Annotated in this window: 18 protein-coding genes; 16 read left to right on the top strand and 2 right to left on the bottom strand. The window is 67.2% G+C overall.

What is annotated here, in order from left to right; translation table 11 throughout:
* The first annotated feature begins 6 nt into the window (after positions 1-6).
* From ASD37_RS20355 to ASD37_RS20430, 16 genes are read left to right on the top strand one after another with little or no spacing between them, the layout of a single operon-like run.
* Positions 7-381, top strand: coding sequence for an NADH-quinone oxidoreductase subunit A (locus ASD37_RS20355; RefSeq protein WP_056555643.1), 375 nt, complete (start codon positions 7-9; stop codon positions 379-381).
* Between the two features lie 6 nt (positions 382-387).
* Positions 388-945, top strand: a complete 558-nt coding sequence (locus tag ASD37_RS20360; RefSeq protein ID WP_056555646.1) for an NADH-quinone oxidoreductase subunit B family protein — start codon at positions 388-390, stop codon at positions 943-945.
* Positions 942-1,607 carry an NADH-quinone oxidoreductase subunit C gene (locus ASD37_RS20365; RefSeq protein ID WP_056555649.1) on the top strand — a complete coding sequence of 222 codons (666 nt, stop codon included), beginning with the start codon at positions 942-944 and terminating at the stop codon, positions 1,605-1,607. Before ASD37_RS20360 ends, ASD37_RS20365 begins: the two co-directional genes overlap by 4 nt.
* Positions 1,607-2,923 (top strand): NADH dehydrogenase (quinone) subunit D, encoded by a 1,317-nt coding sequence (gene nuoD, locus ASD37_RS20370; RefSeq protein WP_056555652.1) that lies wholly within the window; start codon positions 1,607-1,609, stop codon positions 2,921-2,923. Before ASD37_RS20365 ends, nuoD begins: the two co-directional genes overlap by 1 nt.
* Positions 2,920-3,768, top strand: coding sequence for an NADH-quinone oxidoreductase subunit NuoE (gene nuoE, locus ASD37_RS20375; protein ID WP_056555655.1), 849 nt, complete (start codon positions 2,920-2,922; stop codon positions 3,766-3,768). The genes nuoD and nuoE overlap by 4 nt, the downstream gene beginning before the upstream one ends.
* On the top strand, positions 3,765-5,078 hold the full coding sequence (gene nuoF, locus ASD37_RS20380) for an NADH-quinone oxidoreductase subunit NuoF (RefSeq protein ID WP_056555659.1): 1,314 nt from the start codon (positions 3,765-3,767) through the stop codon (positions 5,076-5,078). Before nuoE ends, nuoF begins: the two co-directional genes overlap by 4 nt.
* On the top strand, positions 5,075-7,459 hold the full coding sequence (locus tag ASD37_RS20385; RefSeq protein ID WP_056555662.1) for an NADH-quinone oxidoreductase subunit G: 2,385 nt from the start codon (positions 5,075-5,077) through the stop codon (positions 7,457-7,459). Before nuoF ends, ASD37_RS20385 begins: the two co-directional genes overlap by 4 nt.
* The gene (gene nuoH, locus ASD37_RS20390) at positions 7,456-8,688 is read left to right on the top strand and encodes an NADH-quinone oxidoreductase subunit NuoH (protein ID WP_056555665.1); all 1,233 of its coding nucleotides are present in this window, start codon (positions 7,456-7,458) and stop codon (positions 8,686-8,688) included. Before ASD37_RS20385 ends, nuoH begins: the two co-directional genes overlap by 4 nt.
* Positions 8,681-9,253, top strand: coding sequence for an NADH-quinone oxidoreductase subunit NuoI (gene nuoI / locus ASD37_RS20395; protein ID WP_056555668.1), 573 nt, complete (start codon positions 8,681-8,683; stop codon positions 9,251-9,253). Before nuoH ends, nuoI begins: the two co-directional genes overlap by 8 nt.
* Positions 9,250-10,011, top strand: a complete 762-nt coding sequence (locus ASD37_RS20400) for an NADH-quinone oxidoreductase subunit J (protein WP_082570303.1) — start codon at positions 9,250-9,252, stop codon at positions 10,009-10,011. Before nuoI ends, ASD37_RS20400 begins: the two co-directional genes overlap by 4 nt.
* On the top strand, positions 10,008-10,307 hold the full coding sequence (gene nuoK, locus ASD37_RS32355) for an NADH-quinone oxidoreductase subunit NuoK (RefSeq protein WP_056555671.1): 300 nt from the start codon (positions 10,008-10,010) through the stop codon (positions 10,305-10,307). The genes ASD37_RS20400 and nuoK overlap by 4 nt, the downstream gene beginning before the upstream one ends.
* Before the next feature lie 2 nt (positions 10,308-10,309).
* Positions 10,310-12,184, top strand: coding sequence for an NADH-quinone oxidoreductase subunit L (gene nuoL / locus ASD37_RS20410; protein ID WP_056557398.1), 1,875 nt, complete (start codon positions 10,310-10,312; stop codon positions 12,182-12,184).
* The gene (locus ASD37_RS20415) at positions 12,178-13,737 is read left to right on the top strand and encodes an NADH-quinone oxidoreductase subunit M (RefSeq protein WP_056555675.1); all 1,560 of its coding nucleotides are present in this window, start codon (positions 12,178-12,180) and stop codon (positions 13,735-13,737) included. The genes nuoL and ASD37_RS20415 overlap by 7 nt, the downstream gene beginning before the upstream one ends.
* A 41-nt stretch (positions 13,738-13,778) precedes the next feature.
* Positions 13,779-15,302, top strand: a complete 1,524-nt coding sequence (gene nuoN, locus ASD37_RS20420; RefSeq protein WP_370073081.1) for an NADH-quinone oxidoreductase subunit NuoN — start codon at positions 13,779-13,781, stop codon at positions 15,300-15,302.
* 10 nt (positions 15,303-15,312) lie between these two features.
* Positions 15,313-16,101 carry an enoyl-CoA hydratase gene (locus ASD37_RS20425; RefSeq protein ID WP_056555682.1) on the top strand — a complete coding sequence of 263 codons (789 nt, stop codon included), beginning with the start codon at positions 15,313-15,315 and terminating at the stop codon, positions 16,099-16,101.
* A gap of 58 nt (positions 16,102-16,159) precedes the next feature.
* The gene (locus ASD37_RS20430) at positions 16,160-16,564 is read left to right on the top strand and encodes a VOC family protein (RefSeq protein WP_056555685.1); all 405 of its coding nucleotides are present in this window, start codon (positions 16,160-16,162) and stop codon (positions 16,562-16,564) included.
* Here ASD37_RS20430 and ASD37_RS20435 read toward each other — a convergent pair.
* Both ASD37_RS20435 and ASD37_RS20440 read right to left on the bottom strand, forming a co-directional pair.
* Positions 16,561-16,902, bottom strand: a complete 342-nt coding sequence (locus ASD37_RS20435; RefSeq protein ID WP_056555688.1) for a hypothetical protein — start codon at positions 16,900-16,902, stop codon at positions 16,561-16,563. The two genes, ASD37_RS20430 and ASD37_RS20435, sit on opposite strands and share 4 nt — an antisense overlap.
* A 65-nt stretch (positions 16,903-16,967) precedes the next feature.
* The gene (locus ASD37_RS20440) at positions 16,968-17,570 is read right to left on the bottom strand and encodes a TetR/AcrR family transcriptional regulator (protein ID WP_056555691.1); all 603 of its coding nucleotides are present in this window, start codon (positions 17,568-17,570) and stop codon (positions 16,968-16,970) included.
* Positions 17,571-17,598: the final 28 nt, after the last annotated feature.

Raw genomic sequence — 17,598 nt, forward strand, 5'->3', positions numbered from 1 at the left:
AGCTGTATGAATGCCTATCTGCCCATCCTGGTTCTCGGCGGAATCGCGGCCGCATTCGCGGTCGGATCAGTAGGAATAGCGGTGCTGATCGGTCCGCGACGCTACAACCGGGCGAAACTCGAAGCCTACGAATGCGGCATCGAACCCGTGGCCCCCGGATCACCAGGTGACCTGCTGACCGGGCAACGGTTCCCGGTGAAGTACTACCTCACCGCGATGCTGTTCATCGTCTTCGACATCGAAATCGTGTTCCTCTACCCGTGGGCCGTCGCCTTCGACTCGCTCGGACTCTTCGCCGTCGTCGAAATGCTGCTGTTCATGCTCACGGTGTTCGTCGCCTACGCGTACGTGTGGCGACGCGGCGGACTGAGCTGGGATTGAGCTGACATGGGACTCGAAGAACAACTACCAGGCGGCATCCTCCTCTCGACGCTGGAGAAGGTCGCCGGCTACGTGCGCAAGGGTTCGCTGTGGCCCGCGACGTTCGGGCTGGCCTGCTGCGCCATCGAGATGATGGCGACGGCGGGGCCGCGGTTCGACATCGCCCGATTCGGCATGGAGCGCTTCTCGGCGACACCTCGGCAGGCCGATCTGATGATCGTGGCCGGCCGGGTGAGCCAGAAGATGGCACCGGTGTTACGGCAGGTGTACGACCAGATGGCCGAGCCAAAATGGGTTCTCGCAATGGGCGTCTGTGCCTCGTCGGGCGGGATGTTCAACAACTATGCGATCGTGCAGGGGGTCGACCACGTCGTCCCCGTGGACATCTACCTGCCGGGGTGCCCGCCGCGGCCGGAGATGCTGCTCAACGCGATCCTGATGCTGCACGCCAAGATTCAAGAGATGCCGTTGGGCGTCAACCGCGCCGAGGCCATCGCCGCCGCCGAGGAAGCCGCCCTCGCGTCCCGGCCGACCATCGAGCTCAAGGGGTTGCTGCGGTCATGACGGGCGAGCCCGAGAAGATCGGCCAACGCCGAGGCATGTTCGGCGTCAAGGGCAGCGGCGACACCTCCGGTTACGGGAGGCTCATCCGCGACGTGGCGCTCCCCGGCAGCTCGCCGCGACCCTACGGCGGCTACTTCGACGACGTCGTCGACGCGCTGGTCACCGTGCTCGGCGAGGACGTCTTCACCGCCGCCGTCGAGCGCGTGGTGGTGTTCCGCGACGAGCTGACCCTCCACGTGCGGCGGGAACACCTGGTGGCCGTGGCGCAGGCGCTTCGCGACGACGCCGCGTTGAGATTCGAGCTGTGCCTTGGGGTCTCCGGCGTGCACTACCCCGTCGACCTTGACCGCGAACTGCATGCGGTCTACCCGCTGATGTCGATCACCCACAATCGCCGGATTCGCGTCGAGGTCACCGCGCCCGACGCCGATCCCCATGTGCCGTCGCTGTTCTCGGTGTATCCGACGACCGACTGGCACGAGCGCGAGACGTACGACTTCTTCGGGCTCGTCTTCGACGGTCACCCGTCGCTCACCCGCATCGAGATGCCCGACGACTGGGTGGGTCACCCGCAGCGCAAGGACTACCCGTTGGGCGGCATCCCCGTGGAGTACCACGGCGCCGAGATTCAACCGCCCGACCAGCGGAGGTCCTACAACTGATGACCAGGCCCGACACCCCGCCCAAGGAGACAGTCGTCACGGTGGGCGGTGAAGACTGGCAGGAGGTGGTCGACGCCGCGCGCGACAAGGCCGTCGCCGGCGAACGCATCGTCGTCAACATGGGACCCCAGCACCCCTCCACCCACGGCGTCCTCCGCCTGATCTTGGAGATCGAGGGCGAAACCATCACCGAGATCCGGTGCGGAATCGGCTACCTGCACACCGGAATCGAGAAGAATCTCGAGTTCAGGAACTGGACGCAGGGTGTCACGTTCGTGACGAGGATGGACTACCTGTCGCCCTTCTTCAACGAGACGGCGTACTGCCTCGGGGTGGAGAAACTGCTCGACGTCACCGACGACATTCCCGAACGCGCCAGCGTCATCCGGGTGATGCTGATGGAACTGAACAGAATCTCCAGCCACCTGGTGGCGCTGGCCACCGGCGGTATGGAACTGGGTGCGATGTCGGCCATGTTCTTCGGCTTCCTCGGACGCGAACAGGTGCTGTCGGTCTTCGAGACCATCACCGGCCTGCGCATGAACCATGCCTACATCCGGCCCGGTGGGCTGGCCTCCGATCTGCCCGACGAGGCCATCCCGCTGCTCGAGGAGCTGCTGCGGACCATGCCCGCCAAGCTCACCGACCTGGAGGACCTCCTCAACGAGAACTACATCTGGAAGGCGCGCACCCAGGGCATCGGGTACCTCGACCTGACGGGCTGCATGGCGTTGGGCATCACCGGACCGTGCCTCCGCTCGACCGGACTGCCGCACGACCTGCGCCGCGCCCAGCCGTACTGCGGATACGAGACCTACGACTTCGACGTCATCACCACCGACGAATGCGATGCCTACGGCCGGTACATGATCCGCGTTCGCGAGATGCGCGAGTCGCTGAAGATCGTCGAGCAGTGCCTGAGCCGGCTGAAGCCGGGGCCGGTGATGATCACCAACAAGAAGCTGGCCTGGCCCGCCGACCTCCAGCTGGGGCCCGACGGGCTGGGCAACTCACCCGAGCACATCGCCAAGATCATGGGCGGCTCGATGGAGGCGCTCATCCACCACTTCAAGTTGGTCACCGAGGGCATCCGCGTTCCCGCGGGCCAGGTGTACGTCGCGGTGGAGTCGCCGCGCGGCGAGCTTGGCGTGCACATGGTCTCCGACGGTGGAACGCGTCCCTACCGCGTGCACTACCGCGATCCGTCGTTCACCAATCTGCAGGCGGTGGCGGCGATGTGCGAGGGCGGGATGGTGGCAGATGCGATCGCTGCGGTGGCGTCGATCGACCCGGTCATGGGCGGTGTTGACAGGTGACCCTCATCGATCTCCACCTTGGCCCCCGACCGGACGAACCGGGACCGCCGATTTCCCGCGGGCCACAGGCATATTCGGCCGAGGTGACGGCGCGGCTGACCTCCGACGCCGCCCAGATCATGGCCCGCTACCCCGAGTCGAGGTCGGCACTGCTGCCGCTGCTACACCTGGTGCAGTCCGAGGACGGCTATCTCACCCCGGCCGGGATCTCCTTCTGCGCAGGGCAATTGAGACTGAGTCCCGCCGAGGTGACCGCCGTCGCGACGTTCTATTCGATGTACCGGCGCACGCCCACCGGCGAATACCTGGTGGGCGTGTGCACCAACACGCTGTGCGCGGTGATGGGCGGTGACGCGATCCTCGAAGTCCTCGAAGAGCACCTCGACCTGCACGCAGGTCAGACCACCGCCGACGGCAAGGTCACCCTGGAACACCTGGAGTGCAACGCGGCGTGCGACTACGCGCCGGTGATCATGGTGAACTGGGAGTTCTTCGACAATCAGACGCCGGCGTCGGCCAGGAATCTGGTGGACGACCTCCGCGCGGGGACACCCGTTGCCGCCACCCGCGGCGGTTCGCCGTGCTCGTTCCGCGACACGTCGCGGATCCTTGCCGGATTCGTCGACCAACGGCCCGGCGCCAACGACGGCCCCACCGCGGGCGACGCGACCCTGGCCGGACTGCGGGTGGCCCACGAGCTCGGAATGGCCGCCCCCGACCCCGACGAATCTCATTCCACCGCAGCGGGACCCGACGACGAGCAGATCACCGAGGAGGCGGTCCGCAACGAGCCCGCGCCCGGTCCTCAGGCAGATCTGCCACCGACGAACGGGGCGCACTCGTGACGCTGACACCGGTGTTGAGCAGCTACTGGGACGAGCCGTCGTCGTGGACGCTGGAGTCCTATCAGCGCCATGACGGTTACCAAGCGCTGCGTACGGCGTTGGCGATGGACGCCGACGCGGTGATCGGCCTGGTGAAGGACTCCGGCCTGCGTGGCCGTGGCGGCGCGGGGTTCCCGACGGGCCAGAAGTGGTCGTTCATTCCGCAGGGCACCGAGGGGGCGGCCGCCAAGCCGCACTACCTGGTGATCAACGCCGATGAATCGGAACCCGGCACCTGCAAGGACATTCCGCTGATGATGGCCACGCCGCACGTCCTGGTGGAGGGTGCCATCATCGCGGCCTACGCGATCAGGGCGCGGCACGCGTTCATCTACGTTCGCGGTGAGGTGCTGCCCGTGCTGCGTCGGTTGCAGACCGCCGTCGCCGAGGCCTACGACGCCGGCTTCCTCGGCGCCGACATCCTCGGCTCGGGCTTCGACCTCGATCTGGTGGTGCACGCCGGCGCGGGGGCGTACATCTGCGGCGAGGAGACCGCGCTGCTGGACTCGCTGGAGGGTCGACGCGGGCAACCTCGGCTACGCCCACCGTTCCCCGCCGTCGCCGGCCTGTACGCCTGTCCGACGGTGGTCAACAACGTGGAGTCGATCGCCAGTGTGCCCGCCGTGGTGCGCGGTGGTGTCGACTGGTTCAAGTCGATGGGCTCGGAGAAGTCGCCGGGGTTCACGTTGTACTCGTTGTCGGGGCACGTCACCACCCCGGGTCAGTATGAGGCCCCGCTTGGTATCACCCTTCGCGAGTTGCTCGAGTACGCGGGTGGAGTGCGGGCGGGCCACGAACTGAAGTTCTGGACCCCCGGCGGGTCGTCGACGCCACTGTTCACCCCCGAACATCTCGACGTGCCACTGGATTACGAGAACGTGGCCAAGGCAGGCTCGATGCTGGGCACCAAGGCGCTTCAGATATTCGACGAGACGACGTGCGTGGTGCGGGCGGTTCGACGGTGGACGCAGTTCTACGCCCACGAATCCTGCGGCAAGTGCACGCCATGCCGGGAGGGCACCTACTGGTTGGCGCAGATCTACGAGCGCCTGGAGAACGGAACGGGTCGTCGGGACGACCTCGACAAGTTGCTCGACATCGCCGACGCCATTCTCGGCAAGTCGTTCTGCGCACTCGGCGACGGCGCGGCGAGCCCAATCATGTCGTCGATCAAGTACTTCCGCGACGAGTACGTCGCGCACCTCGACGGCGGATGCCCGTTCGATCCGCACGCCTCGATGCTGGCCGCACCGGAAGGAGTGGGCGTATGACTCTGGCTGAGCCCACCAAGGGCACCACCGACGTCGAAATGGTGTCGCTCACCGTCGACGACCACCAGATCAGCGTTCCCAAGGGCACGTTGGTGATTCGCGCGGCCGAGCTGATGGGCATCCAGATCCCCCGGTTCTGCGACCACCCGTTGCTCGAACCGGTCGGCGCGTGCCGACAGTGCCTGGTCGAGGTCGAGGGTCAGCGCAAGCCCATGGCGAGTTGCACCATCACCGTCACCCCGGACATGGTGGTGCGCACCCAGCTGACGTCGGAGGTCGCCGACAAGTCCCAGCGCGGCGTGATGGAACTGCTGCTCATCAACCACCCGCTCGACTGCCCCGTCTGCGACAAGGGCGGCGAATGCCCGCTGCAGAACCAGGCAATGTCCAACGGCCAGGCCGACACTCGCTTCACCGACGTCAAGCGCACGTTCCCCAAACCGATCAACCTCTCCGCCCAGGTGCTGCTCGACCGCGAACGCTGCGTGCTGTGCGCGCGGTGCACCAGGTTCTCCAACCAGATCGCCGGCGACCCGTTCATCGAGCTGCTCGAACGAGGCGCACTTCAGCAGGTCGGCATCGCCGACGAGACGCCGTTCGACTCGTACTTCTCGGGCAACACCGTTCAGATCTGCCCGGTCGGCGCGCTGACCGGCACCGCGTACCGGTTCCGCGCCAGACCGTTCGACCTGGTGTCCACGCCCAGCGTGTGCGAGCACTGCGCCTCGGGCTGCGCCCAGCGCACCGACCACCGCCGCGGAAATGTGTTGCGCCGCCTCGCCGGCGACGACCCCACCGTCAACGAAGAGTGGAACTGCGACAAGGGGCGCTGGGCGTTCACCTACGCCACGCAGGGCGACCGCATCGCCACCCCGCTGGTTCGCGACGCCGACGGCACCCAACGGCCGGCGTCGTGGTCGGAGGCCGTTGCAGTCGCCATCCGCGGCCTGACCGCCGCGGGCGGGCGCACCGGGGTGCTGGTCGGTGGCCGGCTGACCCTCGAGGACGCCTACGCGTACGCCAAGTTCGCCCGAATCGTGTTGGGCACCAACGACGTCGACTTCCGTAGCCGGGCCCACTCCGAGGAGGAGGCCGACTTCCTCGCCGCCGCCGTCGCGGGGCGCCCGATGTCGGTCACCTATGACGACCTCGACGCCGCGTCGTCGGTCCTGCTGGTGGGGTTCGAACCCGAAGAGGAATCCCCGATCGTCTACCTTCGCCTACGCAAGGCTGCCCGCAAGCGCGGACTGGCCGTCACCTCGATCGCACCGTTCGCCACGCGCGGCCTCGAGAAGATGGGCGGCACCCTCATCCCCACGGTGCCGGGTGGCGAGGCCGCAGCCCTCGACGCGCTCGACGGCATGGACGCCGGGACTGTCGTCCTGGTCGGCGAACGGCTCGCGACCGCTCCCGGCGCGTACTCCGCGGCGGTTCGACTCGCCGAGCGCACCGGTGCCAAGATCGGCTGGATCCCCCGCCGCGCCGGTGAGCGTGGTGCCCTGGAAGCCGGTGCGGCGCCTCATCTTTTGCCCGGTGGCCGACCGTTGTCGGATGCCGCGGCCCGTGCCGAGGTCGCCGCGGCGTGGAACGTCGACGACCTGCCCGCCGCTCCTGGCCGGGACACCGCCGGCATCCTCGCGGCCGCCGAAGACGGCTCGTTGGGCGCGCTACTGGTCGGTGGCGTCGAGGTCGGCGACCTGCCCGACCCGGCTGCCGCCCTGGCGGGGATCGACGCCGCCCCGTTCGTCGTCAGCCTGGAATTGCGGCACAGCGCCGTCACCGAACGTGCCGACGTGGTGTTTCCGGTGGCTCCGGTCACCGAGAAGTCGGGCACGTTCGTCACGTGGGAGGGACGCCCACGGTCCTTCGAACCTGCCCTACCGCCCAACGCCACGTCGGACTCGCGCGTGCTCGCGGCGCTGGCCGAGGAGGTCGGCGTCCACCTTGGCCTGCGTGACGCGGCCGACGCCCGCGCCGAGATCCAACGACTCGGCAGCTGGCAGGGATCGTCGGCCGACGCTCCGAACGTGCCCGTGCCGCAGGCGAACCCGCCAGGGCCCGGGCAGGCCGTCCTGGCGGGCTGGCGGATGCTGCTGGACGCCGGCCGTCTCCAAGACGGTGAGCCACACCTCGCTGGCACGGCGCGACCCTCGGTCGTCCGGTTGTCGCCGATGACCGCCGCGGAGATCGGTGCCGACGACGGGCAACCGGTCACCGTCTCGACCGACCGCGGTGCGGTCACCTTGGCGCTGGAGGTTACCGAGATGCCGGACGGGGTGGTGTGGCTGCCGCTGAATTCGACTGGCTCGCAGGTGACCGTGACGCTGGGGGTCGCCCCGGGAGCCATCGTGAACGTGGCGGCCGGAGGTGAGCGGGCATGACCTATCCCGATCTGAGCTCCTTCGGACACGATCCGTGGTGGTTGGTGGTGGCGAAGGCGTTGGGCGTCTTCGTCTTCCTGCTGTTGACCGTGCTGGTCGCGATCCTTCTCGAACGCAAGATCCTCGGCCGCATGCAGATGCGGTTCGGCCCCAACCGAGTTGGGCCGTTCGGCCTGCTGCAAAGCCTCGTCGACGGCGTCAAGCTCGCGCTCAAGGAGGGCCTGATCCCGGCCGGAGTCGACAAGCCGATTTATCTCGCCGCCCCGGTCATCGCCGTCATTCCCGCCTTCATGGCGTTCGCGGTGATCCCGATGGGTGGCCTGGTGAGCGTCTTCGGTACCCAGACTCCGCTCCAGCTGACCGACCTTCCCGTCGCCGTGCTGTACGTCCTGGCGGTGACGTCCGTCGGCGTCTACGGAATCGTGTTGGCGGGGTGGGCTTCCGGGTCCACCTATCCCCTGCTCGGCGGCTTGCGTTCGAGCGCCCAGGTGATCTCCTACGAGATCGCGATGGCGTTGTGCTTCGCCGCGGTCTTCCTGTACGCGGGCACCATGTCCACCTCGGAGATCGTGGCCAAGCAGCAGGGCCTCTGGTTCGTGTTCCTGCTGCTGCCGTCCTTCGTGATCTACGCGGTCTCGATGGTGGGCGAAACCAACCGGGCGCCCTTCGATTTGCCGGAGGCCGAAGGCGAACTGGTCGGCGGGTTCCACACCGAGTACTCCTCGCTGAAGTTCGCGATGTTCATGCTCGCCGAGTACGTCAACATGACCACCGTCGCCGCATTGGCCACCACGATGTTCCTCGGCGGGTGGCAGGCGCCGTGGCCGCTCACCATGATCGACGGCGTCAACTCCGGATGGTGGCCGCTGCTGTGGTTCACCCTCAAGGTCTGGACGTTCATGTTCGGGTTCATGTGGCTGCGGGCGACGCTGCCGCGGCTGCGCTACGACCAGTTCATGGGATTGGGCTGGAAGATCCTCATCCCCATCTCACTCGGCTGGATCATGACGGTCGCCGTCGTCAGAACCCTGCGCAACCAGGGCTACGACGGACTCGCCGTCGTCCTCGTCGCCACCAGCTCGTTCGCCGGCCTGCTGCTCCTGGTCTACCTGTGGCGAATCCTGCGGCACAAGCGAGCCCGTCCCCAGCGTCTCGCCGACCCGCCGTCGACCGCGCCCGGCGCCTTCCCGGTGCCGCCCATCCCCGCGAAGGAGCCAGCCGATGTCTAAGCGGCCACACCTCGTCGACGCGCTCGCCGGTTTCGGCGTGACGTTCACGACGATGTTCAAGAAACCGGTCACCGAGCAGTACCCGGAGAAGCCAGGGGCGACGGCCAAGCGGTACCACGGCAGGCACCAACTCAACCGGTACGACGACGGTTTGGAGAAGTGCATCGGCTGCGAGCTCTGCGCGTGGGCATGCCCGGCCGACGCGATCTTCGTCGAAGGCGCCGACAACACGGAGACCGAACGCTATTCGCCTGGGGAACGGTACGGCGGCGTCTATCAAATCAACTATCTGCGGTGCATCGGCTGCGGCCTGTGCATCGAAGCGTGCCCCACCCGGGCGCTGACCATGACGAACGACTACGAAATGGCGGACGACAACCGCTCGGACCTGATCTACGGCAAGGACAAGTTGCTCGCGCCGCTTCGGCCCGAGATGACCGCTCCGCCGCACGCGATGGCGCCGGGTAGCACCGACGAGGACTACTACCGGGGCAACGTGCGGTCCGACGGGCTGGCCACCCCGCTTGGCATGCCAACCGTGAAGCCGAGGGAAGCGGTTCTGTGACAGCCGATTTCGCGCTCCTGGCTGCCGACACCATTCAGCGCACGTCGACGATGGAGGCCGTGACGTTCTGGGTGCTCGGCACGCTGGCCGTGCTGGGAGCGATCGCCGTCATCGCCGCGCCCAAGGCGGTGTACTCGGCAATCTTCCTGGCGATCACGATGATCATCCTTGCGGTGCTGTACATCGCCCAGGACGCGTTGTTCCTCGGCGTCGTACAGATCGTCGTCTACACCGGCGCGGTGATGATGCTCTTCCTGTTCGTCCTGATGCTCATTGGGGTCGACTCCGCCGACTCGCTGGTGGAAACCATTCGCGGCCAACGCCTTGCCGCCATCGGGGTGGGTGTGGCCTTCGGCATCCTGCTCGTCGCCGGCATCGGCAACGTCTCCGTCAACGGCTTCACCGGGCTCTCCGAGGCAAATGCGGGCGGCAACGTGGAAGGCCTCGCCGCGCTGATCTTCGTCCGCTACCTGTGGGCCTTCGAACTGACCAGCGCGCTGCTCATCACGGCCACCCTGGCGGCCATGGTCCTGACCCACCGCGAGCGCATCGACCGTCGCAAGACCCAGCGCGAACTCGCCACGGAGCGGTTCGCCCCCGGTGGGCACGCGACGCCGATGCCCAGTCCCGGCGTCTACGCCCGGCACAACGCGGTCGACGTGGCGGCGCGACTTCCCGACGGCTCGGATGCCAAGACCTCGGTCAGCGGCATCCTGCCACCCCGCACCATGGCGTCGAAGAACGGAGCGTCGTCGTGAATCCCGCGAATTACCTGTATCTGTCGGCGATGCTGTTCACCATCGGTGCCGCCGGAGTGCTTTTGCGCCGCAACGCCATCGTGATGTTCATGTGCGTCGAGTTGATGCTCAACGCCGCGAACCTCGCGTTCGTCACGTTCTCCCGCATGCACGGTCACCTCGACGGACAGGTCGTGGCGTTCTTCACCATGGTCGTCGCCGCGTGCGAGGTCGTCGTCGGGCTGGCGATCATCATGACAATCTTCCGGGCCAGACAATCGGCCTCGGTCGACGGCGCGAACCTGCTGAGGCACTAGTGATCTGGCTCCTGATCGCGCTGCCGCTTCTCGGTGCACTGGTCTTGCTGCTGGGCGGCAAGACCACCAACGCCTGGGGTCATCTGCTGGGGTGCGCGACGGTGCTGGCGTCCTTCGTCGTCGCCGCGGTGCTGTTCGTCGGCATGGCCGGCTCCCCCGCCGAGGACCGCGGCGTGCACCAACACCTCTTCACCTGGGTCCCCGTCGGGCAGTTGAACGTGGACTTCGGACTCCAACTCGACCAGCTCTCCGTGTGTTTCGTCCTGCTGATCACCGGCGTCGGCTCACTGATCCACGTCTACTCCGTCGGCTACATGGCCCACGATCCGGAGCGAAGGCGCTTCTTCGCCTACCTCAACCTGTTCGTCGCGGCCATGCTGCTGCTGGTGCTGGCCGACAACTACCTCGGGCTCTACATGGGTTGGGAGGGCGTCGGTTTGGCGTCCTACCTGCTGATCGGCTTTTGGCAGCACAAGCCGTCGGCCGCCACCGCCGCGAAGAAGGCCTTCGTCGTCAACCGGGTCGGTGACATCGGGCTCGCGCTGGCGTTGATGGTGATGTTCGCCAACGTCGGAACGGTCTCCTACGAAGGTGTCTTCAGGGCGGCGGACCAGATGTCGAACGGGACCACGACGGCCATCGGCCTGCTCCTCCTGTTGGCCGCCTGCGGCAAGTCCGCGCAGGTACCGCTGCAGTCGTGGCTAGGCGACGCGATGGAGGGCCCGACCCCGGTGTCGGCACTCATCCACGCGGCCACCATGGTCACCGCAGGTGTCTACCTGATCGTGCGGTCGGGGCCGATCTACGACCTCGCCCCCGACGCGCGCCTCGGGGTGGTCATCGTCGGTGCGGTCACACTGCTGTTCGGCGCCGTCATCGGGTGCGCGAAGGACGACATCAAGAAGGCGCTCGCCGCCTCGACGATGAGCCAGATCGGCTACATGGTGCTCGCCGCGGGGCTCGGGCCGGCGGGCTACGCGATCGCCATCATGCACCTGCTCACCCACGGGTTCTTCAAGGCCGGGCTGTTCCTCGGCGCCGGTTCGGTCATGCACGGCATGGACGACGAGACCGACATGCGACGCTACGGCGGCCTGCGCACGTTCATGCCGATCACGTTCGTCACCTTCGGCCTCGGCTACCTGGCGATCATCGGCGTCCCACCGTTTGCGGGCTTCTTCTCCAAGGACGCCATCATCGAAACCGCCTTCGCCGCAGGCGGAGTCAAGGGCATCCTGCTCGGCGGGGCGGCGCTGCTCGGCGCCGGCATCACGGCGTTCTACATGACCAGGGTGATGCTGATGACGTTCTTCGGGGAGAAGCGGTGGGTTGAGGGGGCTCATCCTCACGAATCACCGGCGAGCATGACAGCGCCGATGATCGTGCTCGCGATCGGCTCGGTCGGCGCGGGCGCACTGTTCGCCATTGGCGGCACCCTCGAGCACTGGCTCGAGCCCGTCGTCGGAGCACACGAAGAGGCTGCGCACGCCATCCCGGTCTGGCTGATGACCACCGTCACCCTCGCCGTCGTGGCCGTCGGGGTCGCGATCGCCTACCGCAACTACGCCATGCGTGCGATCCCGGAAGTCGCACCGGAGAACGTCTCCGCGCTGACCGTCGCGGCCCGCAGGGACCTCTACGGTGACGCGTTCAACGAGGACGTGCTGATGCGCGGTGGCCAGGTGGTGACCAGGGGGCTGGTCGAGATCGACGACGAGGGCATCGACGACGTCTCGCGTGGCCTTGGCGCGCTGGTCGGCGGCGCCTCGGAGCGGCTGCGTCAGGTGCAGACCGGTTTCGCCCGCTCGTATGCCCTGTCCATGTTCGGCGGTACCGTCCTGGTCATCGCCGCGATTCTGGCGGTGAAGGTCTGGTGAGCGGCGTGCCGTGGCTGTCAGTACTGTGGGCCGTCCCCATGCTCGGCGCCGCCGTGGTCATCCTGTTGCCTTCGGCGGCAAGGCATCTCGCGAAGTATGCGGCGCTGGCGCTATCGCTGGTCGTGTTGGCCATCGCGGCACTGCTTGCCGTGACGTTCGACCCGGCGGGCGCGCAGTACCAGTTCGTCGAAGACCACGCCTGGATCCCCTCCTTCGGAACGGGATACATCCTCGGGCTCGACGGCATTGCGCTGGCCCTGGTGGTGCTCACCGCCGTGCTGGTGCCGCTGCTGATCGTGGCCGGCTGGAACGACGCCGGGGAGCGCGGTAGATCCACCCACACCTACCTGGCGTTGACGCTGGTGGTCGAGGGTATGGTGCTGATCTCGCTGACGGCGCTGGACGTGTTGCTGTTCTACGTCTTCTTCGAGGCGATGCTCATCCCGATGTACTTCCTCATCGGCGGTTTCGGCGGCGAGCACAGGTCCGCTGCAGCCGTGAAGTTCTTGCTGTACAACCTCTTCGGCGGGCTCATCATGCTCGCGGCGGTCATCGGGCTGTACGTGGCGACGGCCAAGAGCGACGCGTTCGCCGCCGGCACCTTCGACTTCCGGGCGATCGTGGCCGCCGTCGCGGACGGGTCGTTGAACGTCCCCCCGGCGGTGCTCAACGCCCTGTTCCTCGGCTTCATGTTCGCCTTCGCCGTCAAGGCACCGCTGTGGCCGTTCCACCGCTGGCTGCCCGACGCGGCCGTCGAGTCGACCCCCGCCACGGCGGTGCTGATGATGGCCGTCGTCGACAAGGTCGGCACGTTCGGCATGCTGCGCTACTGCCTGCAGCTGTTCCCGGACGCGTCGATCACGTTCCGGCCGTTGATCATCACGCTCGCCGTGATCGGCATCGTCTACGGCGCGGTCGTCGCCATTGGTCAAACCGACGTGATGCGTCTGATCTCCTACACGTCGATCTCGCACTTCGGCTTCATCATCCTGGGGATCTTCGTCATGACGACTCAGGGCCAAACGGGGTCGACGCTCTACATGGTCAACCACGGCATCTCGACGGCTGCACTCTTCCTCGTCGCGGGATTCCTGGTGTCGCGCAGGGGAAGTCGTGCCATCGCGTCGTTCGGCGGCGTGCAGAAGGTGGCGCCGGTGCTGGCGGGCACGTTCCTCGTCGCCGGGTTGGCGACTCTGTCGCTGCCGGGCCTGGCGCCGTTCATCAGCGAGTTCCTCGTCCTGATCGGCACGTTCACCACCTACCCCGTCCTCGCGGTCTTCGCGTCGTCGGCCCTGGTGCTCTCGGCGATCTACATCCTCTGGATGTACCAGCGCATGATGACCGGGCCCGTTGCGGTGGACAACGAGAAGCTGCGTGACCTCGTCCCGAGGGAACTCCTCGTCGTCGCACCGCTGATCGCACTGCTGTTGGTCCTGGGCGTGTATCCCAAACCCGTGCTCGACGTCATCGATCCCGCCGTCGGCCACACGCTGACGACGATCGGCCAGGTAGACCCGGCACCCCGCGTTGCCGAAGGGAGCCCCGTCAAGTGACGATCACCCCGCCCACCGTCGAATACGGCCTCGTTTCACCGATGCTCATCGTGCTGGGCGTCGCCGTGCTCGGAGTTCTGGTCGAGGCGTTCCTGCCGCGCGCCGCGCGCTATCCGGTGCAGCTGACGTTGGCGATCGGCGGGCAAGTCGCCGCCATGGTCGCCGTCGTCGTCCAGTGGGTCGGGCTCGGGTCGTCGGTGGGCCAGACCGCCGTCATGGGGGCAGTCGCCGTCGACCGACCGGCACTGTTCCTCCAGGGCACCCTGTTGACGATCGGCATCCTCGGCACGCTGCTGATCGCCGAGCGCCGCATCGCCTCGGAGGTGGACGTGGACGACGGTGCAGGCGGGCTCGACGCCTTCACCCCGATGGCGTCGGCCGTGCCGGGCAGCGTCGCCGAAAGGCTCGCGACGAAGGCCGGCATCACCCAGACCGAGGTCTTCCCGCTCACCATGTTCGCGCTCGGCGGGATGATGCTGTTCGGCTCGTCGGACGACCTGCTGACCATGTTCGTTGCGCTGGAGGTCTTTTCGCTGCCGCTGTACCTGATGTGCGGGCTGGCGCGACGGCGCAGGCTGCTGTCGCAAGAGGCGGCCCTGAAGTACTTCCTGCTCGGTGCGTTCTCGTCGGCGTTCTTCCTGTACGGGATCGCCCTTCTGTACGGTTACTCCGGCGGCTTGAGCCTCAGTGGCATCCGTGAACAAACCTCGGGCAACACCGGCATGGCACTCGTCGGAATCGGCCTGCTGTCGGTCGGCGTGTTGTTCAAAGTTGGTGCAGTGCCGTTCCATTCGTGGATCCCCGACGTCTACCAGGGCGCTCCCACACCCGTCACGGCGTTCATGGCGGCAGCCACCAAGATCGCCGCATTCGGGGCCATGCTGCGGATCTTCTACGTGGCGCTACCCGACTTCAGGGACGACTGGCGGCCGCTGATGTGGGGTGTCGCGATCCTCACGATGATGGTGGGCACGGTGACCGCGGTGTCCCAAAGCGACGTCAAGCGGATGCTGGCCTATTCGTCGGTCGCCCACGCCGGGTTCATCCTCACCGGTGTCATCGCCTTGACCGACACCGGCATCTCCGCGACGCTGTTCTACCTCTTCGCCTACGGGTTCAGCACCCTCGGCGCCTTCGCCGTCGTCAGTGTCGTGCGCAACGCCGCGGGCGAGGAGGAGACCGACATGACCCGGTGGGCGGGTCTGGGCCGCAGTCATCCCCTGGTGGGCGTGGTGTTCTCGTTGTTCCTGCTCGCGTTCGCTGGCATTCCGTTGACCAGTGGCTTCGTCAGCAAGTTCGCGGTGTTCAAGGCGGCCGCCGAGGGTGGCGCGGCACCGCTGGTGATCGTCGGCGTCTGCGCCAGCGCCGTGGCGGCGTACTTCTACGTGCGTGTGATCGTGCTGCTGTTCTTCACCGATCCGCCCGAGGACGGCCCGACCGTGGTGGTGCCCAGTGCACTGAGCATGGCCACCGTGACGCTGAGCGCCGCGATCACCCTGGTTCTTGGCGCCTTGCCACAACCGATCCTCGACCTGGTGAACTCGGCGAACCAGTTCGTCGGCTAGCGTTCCGGCGATGAGCGACCACGGCGTGCTGATCCGTACCGAGCACGGTGCGGTCAGGGTTCTGACGATGAACCGCCCCGAGGCACGTAACGCCCTGAGCCGCAGTCTGATGGCGGCGCTCTACGAGGCTCTGCGAGCCGCCGACGAGGACGATTCGGTGCGCGCCGTCGTCCTGACGGGAACAGACCCGGCCTTCTGTGCGGGCATCGATCTCAAGGAGGCCGCGCGCGACGGTCTGGACTACCTCGCCGCGTTCACGACGAACAGTTGCATCTCCGCGGTAGGTGAGATGCGGACGCCCATCGTGGGGGCCGTCAACGGGGCGACCTTCACCGGCGGTCTCGAGATCGCGCTGGGGTGTGACTTCCTGCTGGCTTCCGAACGTGCGGTTTTCGCCGATACCCATGCGCGCGTGGGAATCCTCCCGGGCGGCGGGATGACGGCACGACTGCCCCTGGTGGTCGGTGGGGCGATGGCACGCCGCCTGTCGATGACGGGCGAAGTGGTGGATGCGGTTCGCGCCGAACGCATCGGATTGGTGACCGAAGTCGTGCCGCACGACGAGCTGCTACCCCGAGCGGTGGCCCTTGCCCAGCAGATCGCCGAGGTTCCCGCGTCGACGATGTCGAGGCTCAAGGAAATCTACGTGCGCGGCGCGGCGACGGTCGTCGACCCCGCGTTGGCCGCCGAGGACGCACTCGCGCGCACCCACGAAGGCGATCTGGCCGGCCTCGACCAGCGGCGCATCGACGTCATGCGCGCCAACAAGTCGCAGATCGACACCGGCGTCACCAGTTGAACCGAACGTCCCGCCGCATCGTGTCACGATCAATTGACCATCGAACAAGGACGTTCCCATGCCCAGTTTTCCCGCCCTGAACCATGTCGCGCTCACCGTCCGGGACCTCACGGTCAGCGCGCCGTGGTACCGCCAGCTCATCGGCGCCGACCCCCTGATCGAGGAAGACACCAGGTTCGGCTACCGCCACGTGGTGTGGCTGTTGCCCGACAACACCCTGTTCGGCATCCATCAGCACACCGAGGCCGCGCCGGACGAGACGTTCAGCGAGTTCCGGGTCGGCCTCGACCACGTGGGGTTCGGCTGTGCCTCCCGCGCCGACCTCGAGGACTGGGTGACGCGCCTCGACGAGCTGGGGATCGAGCACGGCGGCATCGTCGACGAGCCCTACGGCTCGGGCCTGAGCTTCAGAGACCCCGACGGGTCCGCTCTGGAGTTCTTCGCGCTGCCCGCAGAAGGCTAGGACTCGGCCGGCGAGTCGTCGTCGGAACCGGCCATCAGCACGTTCCACGCCTCACGCCGTTTGCGGTCCTGGACTTCCTTGCGCCATTGGGTGCCGCGTTGGCTGAAGTGGCCCTCCGCAGCTCGTTCGGCGATCTCGGTGATGCGACGGCCCAGCACCAGGGCCTCGCCGATCGTCATCGTCAGCAGGACCCCGGCCCGGTCGCCGTCCGGCCGTCCCACGGGGTCGACGACGACTCTGGCCGTCTCCGCCCGCCCGTCGGCGTCGTCGGTCCACGGCGGCGTGGAGTACACCTCGGGTACCCCGTCCTCGTCGTTCAGGGTCAGCTGCACGTACATGGTGACAACGGTACTGGTTCGACCTACGAGGCCGCCGGTCGACGGGTGTGAGCGTCGTCCAACTCCTAGGCCCTGATGCCGTGGTTGACAATCGCGGCAGTCTGCTCCACCCAGTCGTCGTCCAGCGACCCGCCGGGGTCGAGAAGTAGCCGCAAAAGCGTTGCCCCACCGATGATCTCGATCATCCGCTGGGGGTCGACGTCGGCGTGCACCTCGCCGCGGGCGACGGCGTGGTCCAGCCGGTCCCCGATGACGCCGAAGAGTCCCACGAACCGACTTACGACGCGGGCGTGCAGGTCGGCGTCGTCGGCCATGTCGGCGATGAGCCCCGGCAGTGCGGCTCGGACCACTGGGCTGGTGAACACGTCGCGGGCGGCGGCGACCATGGCGCGCACGTCGCCGCCGATGTCGCCCTCAGGGGTCGTCAATGCCGTGGGTGCCACGGGAAACGCTGCCTCGTGGACCAATTCGGCCTTGCTGGACCATCGGCGGTACAGGGCGGTCTTGGTGGTGCCGGCTCGTTCGGCGACGGCGGCCATCGTGAGGTTCGCGTACCCGACTTCGGCAAGCAGCTCCGCCGCCGCGCCCAGCACGGCAGCATCGATACGCGGGTCGCGAGGACGTCCCACGTTCGGGGTCTCGACAACGTCACCCGCATCTGCTTTCATAACGCTACCCACCGTATCGTAATTACTC

Origin of the sequence: Mycobacterium sp. Root135 (assembly GCF_001426545.1) — a bacterium.
GTDB lineage: Bacteria > Actinomycetota > Actinomycetes > Mycobacteriales > Mycobacteriaceae > Mycobacterium.